Below are 13,420 nucleotides of genomic sequence, written 5' to 3'. Positions count from 1 at the left end.
CCGTCTCCTCACACGGTCCGCCGCCAAGGACGACCCCTTCCGGCCGGCAATGCAATCCGCGGTCCCCTGAAGGGAAGGAATTCGGGGCGTCCTCTGCCGACCACCCGGCCCCGCGCCTACTCGCAAGCCGCCTCGATCACCCTGGCGACGAACCGCTCGCAGGCTTCGATCTGGCTGGCGGCAATGAACTCGTCGGGCTTGTGGGCCTCGCCGATGGACGCCGGGCCGATCACGACCGTCGGGATGCCGGCCGCCTGGAACAGGCCGGCTTCGGTTCCGTAGGCCACCTTGCCGTGGTCGTTGCGGCCGGCAAGGCGCTTGGCGAGACGGGTGACCTCCGCGTCCTCGGCGGTGGAGAGGCCCGGGAAACCGGACGTGAGCTCGAACGCGATCCCGCTCGACGGCGCGACGGCGCGCATCTCCGGCTCCAGTTCGTCACGGGCGAAGGCGGTCACCTCCGAAACGAGCGCGTCCACATCCTCCTCCGGCAGGGCGCGGAACTCGAACGTGAACTCGCACCGGTCCGGCACGATGTTGAGCACGGTGCCGCCGACGATGGTGCCCACATGGGCCGTGGTCACCGGCACGTCGTAGAGCGGGTCGCTCCGCCCGGCCGCGAGGCATCGGCCGATCTCGCGGATGCGCACCACCAGGCGGGCGGCATACTCCACCGCGTTCACCCCGTGCGGCGCGAGGGACGAATGGCAGGAGAGGCCCGTGATGGTGGCCCGCAGGCTGCGCTTGGCCTTGTGGCCGATCACCGGCAGCATCTCGGTCGGCTCGCCCACAAAGCAGGCGAGGGGAGGGGCGGGCCGCGCGGCGAGTCGGTCGATCATGCCGCGCACGCCGAGGCAGCCCACCTCCTCGTCATAGGAGAAGGCGAGGTGGATCGGCCGCTTCAGCTCCGCCCGGGTCATCGCCGGCACGGCGGCGACGCAGACTGCCAGGAAACCCTTCATGTCGCAGGCGCCGCGGCCGTAGTAGCGGCCGTCCCGCTCGGTGAGGACGAACGGATCGGTGGACCAGTCCTGGCCGTCGACGGGCACCACGTCCGTGTGGCCGGAGAGCACGAAGCCCGGCACGTCCGCCGGTCCGATGGTGGCGAGGAGGTTGGCCTTCTCGCCGGTCGGATCCGGAATGCGCTCGGACGCGACGCCGTGCGCGGCGAGGTAGGCCTCCACCCAGGCGACGAGCGGCAGGTTGCTGAGGCGGCTCGTGGTGTCGAAGGACACGAGCCGGGACAGGATGTCGACCGAAGTCAGCGACACGATGGGATACGCCTTTGACCATACGCGAACGCCGCCGACCCTAGCCGCTGCGCCCGGTGGACGGAAGCGGGGCCTTCTCATGCGCGCGCGCCATCCACCGGGCGGTCGGCGCACGTTTGTGCATCGGTGAACGGAAAGAAGGCAGCTGCGCGAGGTAAAAACATGAATTAGCAATTCAGGTTTTCTGCGTGCCAAAACTTCTCCAGTCGTCACAATGTCTTGCCGTCTCGATCCGTCCGGTTCACCTTGGCGTGGTCTGGGCGGCGGGCGCTGCCGACGACCAACAATAAAGCACTCGGCGTCCAATCCTTCGCACCGCACCATCGACGACTGTCGGTCGCCGCTTGACGGGTGGAAATTTTTACCGAAAGATCAAGGAAAGGCACGGATGGCGCGACCGTCCGGCCCAACGAAGGCGGGCGAAGACCCGCCGCAGAGGGTCGCGGCCGCCGGTCGTCACGGCGGCCCGAGGTTTCGGGCGGGCCGTCGTCGCCGCCCGGCATGCGAACGCTGATCACGGACGTCCGGCAGCCAGGCGAACCGCCCAGCCGGCGAACGGAGGAGTGAACCAGATGTCATCCGTCCTCGACGCGCTGGCCGCCGTTCCGGCCGGCACCGACGTCGCCGCCGGTCGGCTGTCGCCCGACCAGTATGCGAAGAATTTCGCCGACATGCACGACCCGCTCTCCCGCCACGAGGCCGTGGTGGAGAGCGACCGCTGCTATTTCTGCTACGACCCGCCGTGCCAGAAGGCCTGCCCCACGTCGATCGACATCCCGATGTTCATCCGCAAGATCGGCACCGGCAACGTGGACGGGGCGGCGGAGACCATCTTCTCGGCCAACATCCTCGGTGGCATGTGCGCCCGGGTCTGCCCGACGGAGACGCTCTGCGAGGAGGCCTGCGTGCGCAACACGGCCGAGGACCAGCCGGTCCGCATCGGCCTCCTCCAGCGCTACGCCACCGACCACTACATGGAGAGCCATGACGGCTACGGCGCCCGCAAGGCCCCGACCGGCAAGACCGTGGCGGTGGTCGGCGCCGGCCCGGCGGGCCTCGCCGCCGCCCACGCGCTGGCCGCCGAAGGCCACGACGTGACGGTCTTCGAGGCGCGTCCGAAGGCCGGCGGCCTCAACGAGCACGGCATTGCCAGCTACAAGACCGTGAACGACTTCGCCCAGAAGGAGGTGGACTTCGTCCTCTCCATCGGCGGCGTCACGCTGGAGACCGGCAAGGCGCTCGGCCGCGACATCCGCCTCGGCGACCTCCGCCGCTCCTACGACGCCGTGTTTCTAGGCCTCGGCCTGCAGGCGGTGAACGCGCTCGGCCTGGAAGGCGAGGGGATGCTCGGCGTGGAGGACGCCGTGTCGTGGATCGAGACGCTCCGCCAGGCGCCGGACAAGGCCATGGTGCCGGTCGGCCGGCGCGTGGTCGTCATCGGCGGCGGCATGACGGCGGTGGACGCCGCCGTGCAGGCGAGGAAGCTCGGCGCCGAGGAGGTCACCATGGTCTACCGCCGCGGCCAGGAGAGCATGAACGCCTCCACCTACGAGCAGGAGGTGGCGCAGGTGAACGGCGTGAAGCTCGTCACTTTCGCGGCTCCGGTCGCGCTCCACGGCGCCAACGGCGTCGTCACGGGCGTGGAGTTCGAGCGCACCCGCATGGGCCTCTCCGGCAAGCTGGAAGGCACCGGCGAGCGCGTCCTGATCCCGGCGGACCAGGTGATGAAGGCCATCGGGCAGGTCTTCGTGCCCGGCCCCGTGGCGGGCGAGACCGCCGAGGCGGTGGCCCTCGACAAGGGCCGCATTGTGGTCGACGCGGACGGCCGCACGTCGTTGCCCAAGGTTTGGGCCGGCGGCGATTGCGTGCTCGGCGGCGAGGACCTCACCGTCCAGGCCGTCGAACACGGCAAGATCGCCGCCCGCTCCATCCACGCCGCGCTGATGGGGTGAAGAGAGCCGCGACGCGAACATCCTTCCCCTCAGGGGAAGGTGGCCCCCCGAAGGGGCCGGAAGGGGTCGTCTTTCCAGACCGGCGAGCTGGCTCGAGGACAAGAAAAAAGACAACCCCTTCCGCTTCGCTCCGCTCAGCACCTTCCCCTGAGGGGAAGGATCTCCAGCAGCCGACCTCGACCTCTTTCTCCAGGACCGACCACCATGGCTGACCTTCGCACCGACTTCATCGGCATCAAGTCGCCGAACCCGTTCTGGCTCGCCTCCGCGCCGCCGACCGACAAGAAGTACAACGTGGAGCGCGCCTTCAAGGCGGGCTGGGGCGGCGTCGTCTGGAAGACGCTGGGCGAGGATCCGGAGATCGTGAACGTGAACGGCCCGCGCTATGGCGCCGTCCACTCCAACGACCGCCGGCTGATCGCCCTCAACAACATCGAACTCATCACCGACCGGCCGCTGGAGGTGAACCTCCGCGAGATCGCCGAGGTGAAGAAGGCCTTCCCCGACCGGGCGATGGTCGTCTCGCTGATGGTGCCGTGCGAGGAGCGGAACTGGACCGCCATCGTCAAGCGCGTGGAGGAGACCGGCTGCGACGGCATCGAGCTCAACTTCGGCTGCCCGCACGGCATGTCGGAGCGCGGCATGGGCTCGTCGGTCGGCCAGGTGCCCGAATACATCGAGATGGTCACCCGGTGGTGCAAGGCGGCGAGCCGCATGCCGGTGATCGTGAAGCTGACGCCCAACATCACCGACATCCGCTACCCGGCCCGCGCCGCCAAGGCCGGCGGGGCGGACGCGGTGTCGCTCATCAACACGGTGTCGTCCATCATGTCGGTGGACCTCGACCTGTTCGCCCCGACGCCGACCATCGACGGCAAGGGCAGCCACGGCGGCATGTGCGGCCCGGCCGTGCGGCCGATCGCCCTCAACATGGTGGCGGAGATCGCCCGCGACGCGGCGACGGCCGGCCTGCCCATCTCCGGCATCGGCGGCGTCACCACCTGGAAGGACGCGGCGGAGTTCATCGCGCTCGGCTGCGGCAACGTCCAGGTCTGCACGGCGGCCATGACCTACGGCTTCAAGATTGTCGAAGAGATGATCGACGGCCTCTCCGCCTACATGGACCAGAAGGGCTTCCGGTCGATCGAGGACTTCCGCGGCCGCGCCGTGCCGAACGTGACCGACTGGCAGTATCTCAACCTCAACTACGTCACCAAGGCGCGCATCGACCAGGACCTCTGCATCAAGTGCGGCCGCTGCCACATCGCCTGCGAGGACACCTCGCACCAGGCGATCACCCATCTGGTGGACGGCGTGCGCCACTTCGAGGTGATGGACGACGAATGCGTCGGCTGCAACCTCTGCGTCAACGTCTGCCCGGTGGACAATTGCATCACCATGGTGGAGCTCACCGAGGGCGTCGACCCGCGCACCGGCCGGCCGATCCACCGCGAATACGCCAACTGGACGACGCATCCGAACAACCCGGCGGCGGCGAACAAAGTGGCGGCGGAGTGAGGCGGGGGGGGATAGCGCCAATCCGCATCCGGATCCGGCGCGGGATCTGCTGTCGTCCGGAGACAACGACGTCGCCGCCGTCAGGCGCGACCCGAGTTCCGGACGACGACCGCGACGCATCGACTTGGTCTTTTCACGCTCCGGCGGCCGAGGTGGGATTCCTGGAAGCGAGGATTGGTCTCGTGCTCTGGTATGCTGACGAGGACATCGGGCTCCATCCGATGAAACCGTGTGCGGAACAGAAATGAGCGCTGACGAGGCCAGGCGTGTTCGGATTGTCGACTGCAAGCACTATGTCGTCCGGGTGGAGATACCCCCGGGCCGCGCCCAGCCGGGCCGCTTTCCCTTCACGCTGCCGGCCATCGCGCATTTGGAGAGCCTGCAACTCCACCCGAAGGTTACTTTCGTCGTCGGGGAGAACGGATCGGGAAAGTCCACCTTGGTGGAGGCGATCGCGGTCGCGGCCGGCCTCAATCCCGAGGGCGGCTCGCGCAACTTTACCTTCTCGACCCGAGCATCCCACTCCGGTCTGCACAAGGCGCTACGTCTTGTCCGCGGGCCGCGTCGCCCGCGCGACAGCTTCTTCCTGCGGGCGGAAAGCTATTTCAACCTCGCCACGTCGATCGAGCAGCTGGACCAGGAACCCGGCCCGGGCGCTCGGATCATGCCCGGCTATTCGTCCCGCTCGCTGCACGAGCAGTCGCACGGCGAGTCCTTCATGGCGCTGATCGAGAACCGCTTCCGCGGCAACGGCTTCTACGTGCTGGACGAACCGGAGGCCGCGCTGTCGCCGACGCGTCAGCTCGCCATGCTTGTCCGCATGAAGGAGCTTGTCGAGGCTCGCTCCCAATTCGTCATCGCCACCCATTCGCCGATCCTGATGGCCTATCCCGACGCCTGGATCTACCGGATCGGCCCGGACGGACTGGAGCGGGTGGAATGGGGCGAGACGGAACACGTCCGCGTGACGCGGCGGTTCCTTGCCGATCCGGAACGCGTGCTCGGCGAGATCTTTTCGGTCGCCGACAGCCCGGAGCCGGAGTGACCCCCGCGGCAGCACCGCCGTCATGGTCCGGTTCATCCGGACCACCCACGCTTTGAATGGCGCAACGTCCTGTCATATGCGTGGCTGGTCCGCCTTCGCGGACCATGACGCGCGCGAGCGGGTAGGCGCGCGAGCCAGCGGACGGGCACACGGGTGGATTCACGGATGCGCAGGTCCAAGCTGGACATGAGGGCCGGCGGCCACCAAAGCCGTCATGGTCCGGTTCATCCGGACCACCCACGCATTGGATGACGCAACGTCCTGTCAAATGCGTTGGTGGTCCGCCTTCGCGGACCATGACGGTCGGGGGCACCGACGGACGGGCGCGCAGCGCTCGGAAAGGCGTCGTTGGTCCGCCTTCGCGGACCATGACGGGCGCGAAAACGGGCCGGCGCGAGGAGGGCCGGATCACCGCGGCAGGATGCCCCGCAGCAGCACGCCCGTGACCGTCTCCACGGCGTCCCTGAACACGCTCTCGTCTTCCACGCCCTTTCCGAGCAGCGCGCTCACCTGGGCGTCGAAGTCGGCGTAGTGCTGGGTCGTCGCCCAGATCATGAAGATGAGGTGCACCGGGTCGATCGGCGCCAGCTTGCCGGCCTTCACCCAGCCGCGGATCACGCCGGCCTTCTCCTCCACGATGTCCTTCAGCTCGGTCTTCAGCACCGTCGCGATCATCGGTGCGCCCTGCATGATCTCGCCGATGAAGAGGCGGCTCTCCTGCGGGTGGTCGCGCGACTGCTGCAGCTTCTGGCGGATGTAGCGGCCGATCTCCTCCGCCGGGTCGCCGTCCGCGTTCATCTCGCCGAGGGGCGTCAGCCACATGTCCAGCGTGCGCTGGAGCACGGCGGTGTAGAGGTCCTGCTTGCGGCGGAAGTAGTAGAGCAGGTTGGGCTTCGACATGCCGGCCCGCTCGGCGATCTGGTCCACCGTCGCGCCTCGGAAGCCGTAGGTGGAAAACGCGTCGAGGGCCGCGTCGAGGATCTTTTCCTCGTTCTCGGCCTGGATGCGCGTGCGCTTCTTGGAGGCGCGCGCCCGGGCAAGATTGAAATCATCCATGCGTGAAGTCCGGCGCCCTATCGTTCGTTTTTGTATGCCCTTGCGCGGCCTCCGTCGAGGGGCGGGCGGTCAGAAGGACGGCGGCGTGCACACGCTGACGAGTTCGCACGGCTCCGGCCCGACGTTGCGGAAACGATGGGGCTCGGAGCTTGAGAAATAGTAGGCGTCGCCCGGCCCCAGCACCGCGCGCTGGTCGCCGACGGTCACCTCCAGCTGGCCGCGGATGATGACGCCGGCCTCCTCGCCCTGGTGCTTCAGCGGGATCCGGCCGGAATCGGCGCCGGGCTGATAGCGCTCGGTGAGGATCTGCAGGGCCTTGCCGGTGAGATCCGTGCCGACCTGCCGGTAGGAGACGCCGCCTCGGCCGATCTCGGTCAACTCGCCGGCCCGGTAGAACACCTTCGCGGGCGCGTCCGTGGTGGCGAAGAAGTCCGCGAGCGGCATCGGCAGGGCGTCCAGGATGCGCTTCAACGCCCCGACGGACGGGTTGATGGCGTTCGATTCGATCTGGCTGATGGTGGCGTTGGAAATGCCCGCCATTCGGGCCAGCTGCCGCTGCGACAGGCCCCGCGCCTCGCGCACCGCCCTCAAACGACCGCCGACATCCATGGGCCACTCCCCCGCGCCCTGTTCAGATGTTCGGGATTCTGAACACCGGAGGCAAAAAGGCAAGAAAAACCGGCTGAACAGTCGACGGAACATATCGCCTTGTTCACTATCCTTGGATGTCGATAAAGTGCTCGCCGACACGGCTTTCAAGGCTCTTCGAGCACAGGGATCGCACCTTCATGTCCACGCCCGCGCCCGCCCCCGGCGGCAACAATCTCGACAGCTTCTGGATGCCGTTCACGGCGAACCGGCAGTTCAAGAAGAACCCGCGCCTGTTCGTGGGCGCCAAGGACATGCACTACACCACGGCGGACGGCCGCAAGGTGCTGGACGGCACCGCGGGCCTGTGGTGCTGCAACGCCGGCCATGCGCGGCCGAAGATCGTCGAGGCGGTGCAGAAGCAGATCGCCGAGATGGACTACGCGCCCGCCTTCCAGATGGGCCATCCGAAGGCGTTCGAACTCGCCGCCCGGCTCGTCAACTACCTGCCGAAGCCTCTCGACCACGTGTTCTTCACCAACTCCGGCTCGGAGAGCGTGGAGACGGCGCTGAAGATCGCGCTCGCCTACCACCGGGCCAAGGGCAAGGGGCAGAAGTTCCGCCTGATCGGCCGCGAGCGCGGCTACCACGGGGTGAACTTCGGCGGCATCTCGGTCGGCGGCATCACCAACAACCGCAAGTTCTTCGGCACGCTCCTGAACGGCGTCGACCACATCCGCCACACCCACGACCTTGCCCGCAACGCCTTCTCGCGCGGCGAGCCGGAGCACGGGGTGGAGTTCGCCGACGACCTTGAAAAGCTCGTCGCCCTCCACGACCCGTCCACCATCGCGGCCGTGATCGTGGAGCCGGTGGCCGGCTCCACCGGCGTGCTGATCCCGCCGAAGGGCTACCTGAAGCGCATCCGCGAGATCTGCACCAGGCACGACATCCTGCTGATCTTCGACGAGGTCATCACCGGCTTCGGCCGCCTCGGCGCGCCGTTCGCGGTGGAGTATTTCGACGTCGTTCCGGACATGGTGGTCACCGCCAAGGGCATCTCCAACGGCGTCATCCCCATGGGCGGCGTGTTCGTCTCGTCGGACATCTACGAGACCTTCATGACCGGGCCGGAGCACCTGATCGAGCTCTTCCACGGCTACACCTACTCCGCCCACCCGGTCGCCTGCGCGGCCGCCCTCGGGACGCTCGACACCTACGAGGAGGAGGGCCTCCTCACCCGCGGCGCCGACCTCGCGTCCTACTGGGAAACCGCGCTCCACACGCTGCGCGGCATGCCGCACGTGATCGACGTGCGCAACATCGGCCTGATCGGCGCGATCGAGCTGGAACCCATCCCGGGCGAGCCCACCAAGCGCGCCTTCCAGGCTTTCCTGGACGCCTACGAGGAGGGCGTCCTCATCCGCACCACCGGCGACATCATCGCCCTGTCGCCCCCGCTGATCATCACCACGGACCAGATTGACGAGATCGTGGCGACGCTGGCGATGGTGCTGTCGAAGCTTAAGTGAAGGGGAGGGGGAAACGGCTGGCGTCGGCGGTGTTCCCCCTCTCCCCGACCCTCCCCCACGAGGGGGGAGGGGGTCCCGATCGGTTCCAGCGCCATAACGACCGGCTGCGATGCACCGCTTCTGACCCGAGCGCCGACGCGCCCCCTCCCCCCTCGTGGGGGAGGGTTGGGGAGAGGGGGAGCCCCACGCGCCGACCAACGACGAAACACCCACGGACGGAAACACCCATGCGCACCATCATGAACGCCATCGGCGGCCGCCTTGTCGCCTCCACCTCCGGCCGTACGGCGCCGGTCTTCAATCCTGCCACCGGCGAACAGGTCGCGACCGTCCCGCTGTCCTCCGCCGAGGAGGTCTCCGAAGCGATCGCCGCCGCGAAGGCCGCCTCGGAGGCGTGGGGCCGCACGCCGCCGCTGAAGCGCGCGCGCTACATGTTCAAGTTCAAGGAACTCATCGAGAGCCACGCGGCCGACATCGCCCGCGCCATCTCGGCCGAGCACGGCAAGACCCACGACGACGCCCTCGGCGAGGTGCAGCGCGGCCTGGAGGTGGTCGAGTTCGCCTGCGGCATCCCGCACCTCCTGAAGGGCGAGTTCTCCCGCAACGTCGGTCCGGACATCGACAGCTATTCCGACCGCCAGCCGCTGGGCGTCGTGGCCGGCATCACGCCGTTCAACTTCCCCGCCATGGTGCCCATGTGGATGTACCCGATCGCCATCGCGTGCGGGAACACCTTCGTGCTGAAGCCGTCCGAGCGCGACCCGGGCGCCGTCATGCTGGCCTACGACCTGTTCCAGCAGGCCGGCTTCCCGGCCGGCGTGCTCAACGTCGTCCACGGCGACAAGGTGGCGGTGGACACCATCCTGCATCATCCGGACGTGAAGGCCGTGTCCTTCGTGGGCTCCACCCCGATCGCCGAATACGTCTACGCCACCGGCACCGCCAGGGGTAAGCGCGTGCAGGCGCTCGGCGGCGCCAAGAACCACATGATCGTCATGCCCGACGCCGACATCGACAAGGCGGTCGACGCCCTGATGGGCGCCGGCTACGGCTCCGCCGGCGAGCGCTGCATGGCTGTCTCGGTCGCCGTGCCGGTGGGCGAGGCGACCGCCAACAAGCTGGTCGAGGCCCTGAAGCCCAAGGTGGAGGCGCTGAAGATCGGCCCGTCCACCGACGCGTCGGCCGAGATGGGGCCGGTCATCACCAAGGCGCACCAGCAGAAGGTGCTCGGCTACATCGAGCAGGGCGTCAAGGAAGGCGCCGACCTCGTCGTGGACGGCCGCGGCTTCACGCTCCAGGGCTACGAGAACGGCTATTTCGTCGGCGGCACCCTGTTCGACCGGGTCACGCCGGAGATGACCATCTACAAGGAGGAGATCTTCGGCCCGGTGCTGAGCGTCCTGCGCGCGCCCACCTACGACCACGCCGTGGACCTCATCAACCGGCACGAATACGGCAACGGCACCGCCATCTTCACCCGCGACGGCGACGCCGCCCGGGCCTTCGCCGACCGGATCGAGGTCGGCATGGTGGGCATCAACGTGCCGATCCCGGTGCCGGTGGCCTATCACTCCTTCGGCGGCTGGAAGCGGTCCCTCTTCGGCGACCACTCCATCTACGGGCCGGAGGGGGTGCGCTTCTACACCCGCCTGAAGACCGTGACCCAGCGCTGGCCGGAGGGCATCAAGTCCGGCGCGGTGTTCACCTTCCCGACCATGTGACCCGAAGAGCGCGGGGGCGGCCATGTCGAGGTTCACAGCGCGGCCGCCTGCGGTCGCCACCGTGTTGCAGGACGACGACCGCTGCCGGGTGACGCGCTGGGACTTCGAACCCGGCGCCGACACCGGCTGGCACCGGCACGGGATGGCGTATCTCGTCATCCCGATGACCGACTGCTCCTTCCTGATCGAGGAGGCCGGCGGCGAGCGCCGGGTGGAGGTGCCGAAGGGCGCCACCTACACCCGGCCGGAGGGTGTGGAGCACAACGTAGTCAACGGCGGGACCGAGCCGATGAGCTTCATCGAGGTGGAGTTCAAGCGGTGAGCCGATCTTGAACGGCCGGTCGGGGCGGCATACTGTGACTACAAGTGGTCACAGCGCGGAGGGCGCCATGAACAAGGTCCAATTGCGCGACGCGAAGGCCCGCCTCTCCGAATTGGTGGAGGCCGCGGTGACCGGCGAGCCGACGGTGATCACCCGACACGGCAAGGAAGTCGCCATGCTGGTGCCGATCGAGGAAGGACGTCGCCTCCACCCGGAGGCGCCCGAACCCAATTTCGTCGAATACCTGATGAAGATCCCGTGCCCCGTCGAACTCCCCGAGGACGAGCGGCCGCGCATTCGCGACATCGACCTCTTCGACGACACGGCGGCGGCGTGAACTTCCTCGTCGACACCTCGGTGATCTCTCATTTCGCGCCGGGTCGGTCGCCGATCGCTCCGGAACGGATCACCTGGGCGTTGGCCAACCAGCACCGCTGGTTCCTGCCCACCATCGCCGCCATGGAAATCCAGCAGGGCATCCACCGGCTCGAACGGGTCGGCTCGGCCCGTCGCGCCGGAGAACTCGCGGCCTGGTTCGTGGGCATTCTGGAGATCTTCCGTAGCCGCATCGTCGATCTCGATATGCAGGCAGCCTTGACGGCTGCGGCCCTGTCCGACCGTCTGGTCGCGGCCGGCCGGCATCCCGGTCTTGCAGATGTCCTAATCGCCGCCACCGCCGCCGTGCGCGGCGACGGCATCCTCACACGCAACCTCCGGCATTTCGAACCGACCGGCGTTCCGGCCTTCGATCCTTTCTCGGCCGATCCGGCCAGACTCCCAACCTGACCCTTCCCCAGGAGCCCCCATGCCGACCCCGACCGACAACCTGCGCATCAACGGCGACCGCCTCTGGGACAGCCTTATGGAGATGGCCAGGATCGGCCCCGGCGTGCGCGGCGGCAACAATCGCCAGACCCTGACCGACAGCGACCGCGAGGGCCGGCTCCTGTTCCAGCGCTGGTGCGAGGACGCCGGCATGACCGTGGCGGTGGACTCCATGGGCACCATGTTCGCCCGCCGCGAGGGCGCGGATCCCACGCTCGACCCGGTGATGATGGGCTCCCACCTGGACACCCAGCCGACCGGCGGCAAGTATGACGGCGTTCTCGGCGTGCTCGGCGCGCTGGAGGTCGTCCGGTCCATGAACGATCTCGGCATCAAGACCCGCCGGCCGATCGAGGTGGTCAACTGGACCAACGAGGAGGGCACCCGCTTCGCCCCCGCCATGCTGGCCTCCGGCGTGTTCGCCGGCGTCTTCACGGAAGAGTGGGCCAAGGCCCGCAAGGACGTCGAGGGCAAGACGGTCGGCGAGGAGTTGAAGCGGATCGGCTTCGAGGGCCCGGAGCCGGTCGGTCAGCGCAAGCTGCACGCCATGCTGGAGCTCCACATCGAGCAGGGGCCGATCCTGGAGGACGAGGGCATCGACATCGGCGTCGTCACCCACGGCCAGGGCCTGAAGTGGCTGCAGATCACGCTCACCGGCAAGGAGGCGCACACCGGCTCCACGCCCATGCCGAAGCGCGTCAACGCCGGCCTCGGCGCCGCCCGCATCGTCCAACTGGTCGATGAGGTGGCCTGGAGCCACGCCCCGCTCGCCGTCGGGGCGGTGGGCCACATGGAGGTCTTTCCGAACAGCCGCAACATCATCCAGGGCAAGGTGGTCTTCACCGTCGACATCCGCCACCCGGACAAGGCGGTGATCGCCGACATGGACCAGCGCATCCGCGCGGGCGCGGCCCGGATCGCCGAGGACCTGAAGCTCGGCATCGAGATCGAGCAGGTGGGCGCCTTCGACCCCGTCGCCTTCGACGAGACGCTGCTCGCCCGCATCCGCACCGCCGCCGACCGCCTGGGCTACTCCCACCGCGACATCGTCTCCGGCGCCGGCCACGACGCCTGCTGGGTGAGCCGCGTCGCCCCGACGGCCATGATCTTCTGCCCCTGCGTCGACGGCCTCTCCCACAACGAGGACGAGGAGATCAGCAAGGAATGGGCGGCCGCCGGCGCCGACGTGCTGTTCCACGCGGCGCTGGAGACGGCGGAAATCGTGGAGTGAGGTTGGCACAGTCAGACGGGGGGCCGGAGAGCGCGATCGGCTCGACCGCACGCTGCGCGATGATCTAGGTCGTCACCCCGGCGAAAGCCGGGGCCCAGCCGACGGCAGATGGAGTTGCACCGGTTGAGCGGAGGACCTGTCCGCTGGATCCCGGCGTTCGCCGGGATGACGGACGCACATCCAGAAGCCTATGCGGCCTGACCGGCTTCGCGTGGGTCTGTCGTACGCCATGGACACAAGAAGCCTTGCCCACAGGCACTTGCCCCGCCAATCTGGCTCCCGATTAGGCACGCTGCCCGATTGACCGAACTGCGAAAAACTTCGATCATCTGGTCAAAATCAAGCCGCCGACATGAGCGGCG

General features: G+C 68.2%; 12 protein-coding genes. 9 read left to right on the top strand and 3 right to left on the bottom strand.

Annotated features, from left to right (window positions below):
- Positions 1-116: 116 nt before the first annotated feature.
- Positions 117-1,268: an acetylornithine deacetylase gene (gene argE, locus HND91_RS17400; protein WP_425485483.1), complete on the bottom strand. Its 1,152-nt coding sequence runs from the start codon at positions 1,266-1,268 to the stop codon at positions 117-119.
- 572 nt (positions 1,269-1,840) lie between these two features.
- On the opposite strand from argE, the gene HND91_RS17395 reads away from it, so the two are divergent.
- The 3 genes from HND91_RS17395 (at position 1,841) to HND91_RS17385 (ending at position 5,783) form a co-directional block, all read left to right on the top strand.
- The gene (locus HND91_RS17395) at positions 1,841-3,220 is read left to right on the top strand and encodes an NAD(P)-dependent oxidoreductase (RefSeq protein ID WP_181707869.1); all 1,380 of its coding nucleotides are present in this window, start codon (positions 1,841-1,843) and stop codon (positions 3,218-3,220) included.
- A 204-nt stretch (positions 3,221-3,424) separates the two neighbouring features.
- Positions 3,425-4,738, top strand: coding sequence for an NAD-dependent dihydropyrimidine dehydrogenase subunit PreA (gene preA, locus HND91_RS17390; protein WP_181707868.1), 1,314 nt, complete (start codon positions 3,425-3,427; stop codon positions 4,736-4,738).
- Positions 4,739-4,982: 244 nt separating this feature from the next.
- Positions 4,983-5,783: an AAA family ATPase gene (locus HND91_RS17385; RefSeq protein WP_181707867.1), complete on the top strand. Its 801-nt coding sequence runs from the start codon at positions 4,983-4,985 to the stop codon at positions 5,781-5,783.
- Between the two features lie 408 nt (positions 5,784-6,191).
- Here the strand turns inward: HND91_RS17385 and rutR are convergent, their stop codons facing one another.
- The gene (rutR, locus tag HND91_RS17380; RefSeq protein ID WP_181707866.1) at positions 6,192-6,839 is read right to left on the bottom strand and encodes an HTH-type transcriptional regulator RutR; all 648 of its coding nucleotides are present in this window, start codon (positions 6,837-6,839) and stop codon (positions 6,192-6,194) included.
- Between the two features lie 69 nt (positions 6,840-6,908).
- Positions 6,909-7,448, bottom strand: coding sequence for a cupin domain-containing protein (locus HND91_RS17375; RefSeq protein ID WP_181707865.1), 540 nt, complete (start codon positions 7,446-7,448; stop codon positions 6,909-6,911).
- Positions 7,449-7,627: 179 nt separating this feature from the next.
- Between HND91_RS17375 and aptA the strand changes: the two genes are divergently transcribed.
- The 6 genes from aptA (at position 7,628) to HND91_RS17345 (ending at position 13,058) form a co-directional block, all read left to right on the top strand.
- Positions 7,628-8,959 (top strand): omega-aminotransferase AptA, encoded by a 1,332-nt coding sequence (gene aptA, locus HND91_RS17370; protein WP_181707864.1) that lies wholly within the window; start codon positions 7,628-7,630, stop codon positions 8,957-8,959.
- Positions 8,960-9,186: 227 nt separating this feature from the next.
- Complete coding sequence (locus tag HND91_RS17365; RefSeq protein ID WP_181707863.1) at positions 9,187-10,680, top strand: CoA-acylating methylmalonate-semialdehyde dehydrogenase; 1,494 nt, start codon at positions 9,187-9,189, stop codon at positions 10,678-10,680.
- A gap of 22 nt (positions 10,681-10,702) precedes the next feature.
- Entirely contained in the window at positions 10,703-11,002 is a 300-nt protein-coding gene (locus HND91_RS17360) for a cupin domain-containing protein (protein ID WP_181707862.1), read from the top strand.
- Between the two features lie 67 nt (positions 11,003-11,069).
- Positions 11,070-11,339, top strand: coding sequence for a type II toxin-antitoxin system Phd/YefM family antitoxin (locus HND91_RS17355; protein ID WP_181707861.1), 270 nt, complete (start codon positions 11,070-11,072; stop codon positions 11,337-11,339).
- Positions 11,336-11,788 carry a PIN domain-containing protein gene (locus HND91_RS17350; protein ID WP_181707860.1) on the top strand — a complete coding sequence of 151 codons (453 nt, stop codon included), beginning with the start codon at positions 11,336-11,338 and terminating at the stop codon, positions 11,786-11,788. Before HND91_RS17355 ends, HND91_RS17350 begins: the two co-directional genes overlap by 4 nt.
- A gap of 19 nt (positions 11,789-11,807) precedes the next feature.
- Complete coding sequence (locus tag HND91_RS17345) at positions 11,808-13,058, top strand: Zn-dependent hydrolase (RefSeq protein WP_181707859.1); 1,251 nt, start codon at positions 11,808-11,810, stop codon at positions 13,056-13,058.
- Positions 13,059-13,420 lie beyond the last annotated feature (362 nt).

It is taken from the genome of Chthonobacter rhizosphaerae, from assembly GCF_013839525.1.
GTDB classification, from domain to species: domain Bacteria; phylum Pseudomonadota; class Alphaproteobacteria; order Rhizobiales; family Pleomorphomonadaceae; genus Chthonobacter; species Chthonobacter rhizosphaerae.
The sequence above is the reverse complement of the archived record's forward strand: the minus strand, read 5'-3'. Positions and strand labels throughout refer to the sequence as shown.

Coding starts and splice junctions, on each gene's coding strand:
- HND91_RS17360 (WP_181707862.1), top strand. CDS start 10,703: ATGTCGAGGTTCACAGCGCGGCCGCCTGCGGTCGCCACCGTGTTGCAG.
- HND91_RS17365 (WP_181707863.1), top strand. CDS start 9,187: ATGCGCACCATCATGAACGCCATCGGCGGCCGCCTTGTCGCCTCCACC.
- HND91_RS17385 (WP_181707867.1), top strand. CDS start 4,983: ATGAGCGCTGACGAGGCCAGGCGTGTTCGGATTGTCGACTGCAAGCAC.
- rutR (WP_181707866.1), bottom strand. CDS start 6,839: ATGGATGATTTCAATCTTGCCCGGGCGCGCGCCTCCAAGAAGCGCACG.
- HND91_RS17355 (WP_181707861.1), top strand. CDS start 11,070: ATGAACAAGGTCCAATTGCGCGACGCGAAGGCCCGCCTCTCCGAATTG.
- HND91_RS17345 (WP_181707859.1), top strand. CDS start 11,808: ATGCCGACCCCGACCGACAACCTGCGCATCAACGGCGACCGCCTCTGG.
- aptA (WP_181707864.1), top strand. CDS start 7,628: ATGTCCACGCCCGCGCCCGCCCCCGGCGGCAACAATCTCGACAGCTTC.
- HND91_RS17395 (WP_181707869.1), top strand. CDS start 1,841: ATGTCATCCGTCCTCGACGCGCTGGCCGCCGTTCCGGCCGGCACCGAC.
- HND91_RS17375 (WP_181707865.1), bottom strand. CDS start 7,448: ATGGATGTCGGCGGTCGTTTGAGGGCGGTGCGCGAGGCGCGGGGCCTG.
- preA (WP_181707868.1), top strand. CDS start 3,425: ATGGCTGACCTTCGCACCGACTTCATCGGCATCAAGTCGCCGAACCCG.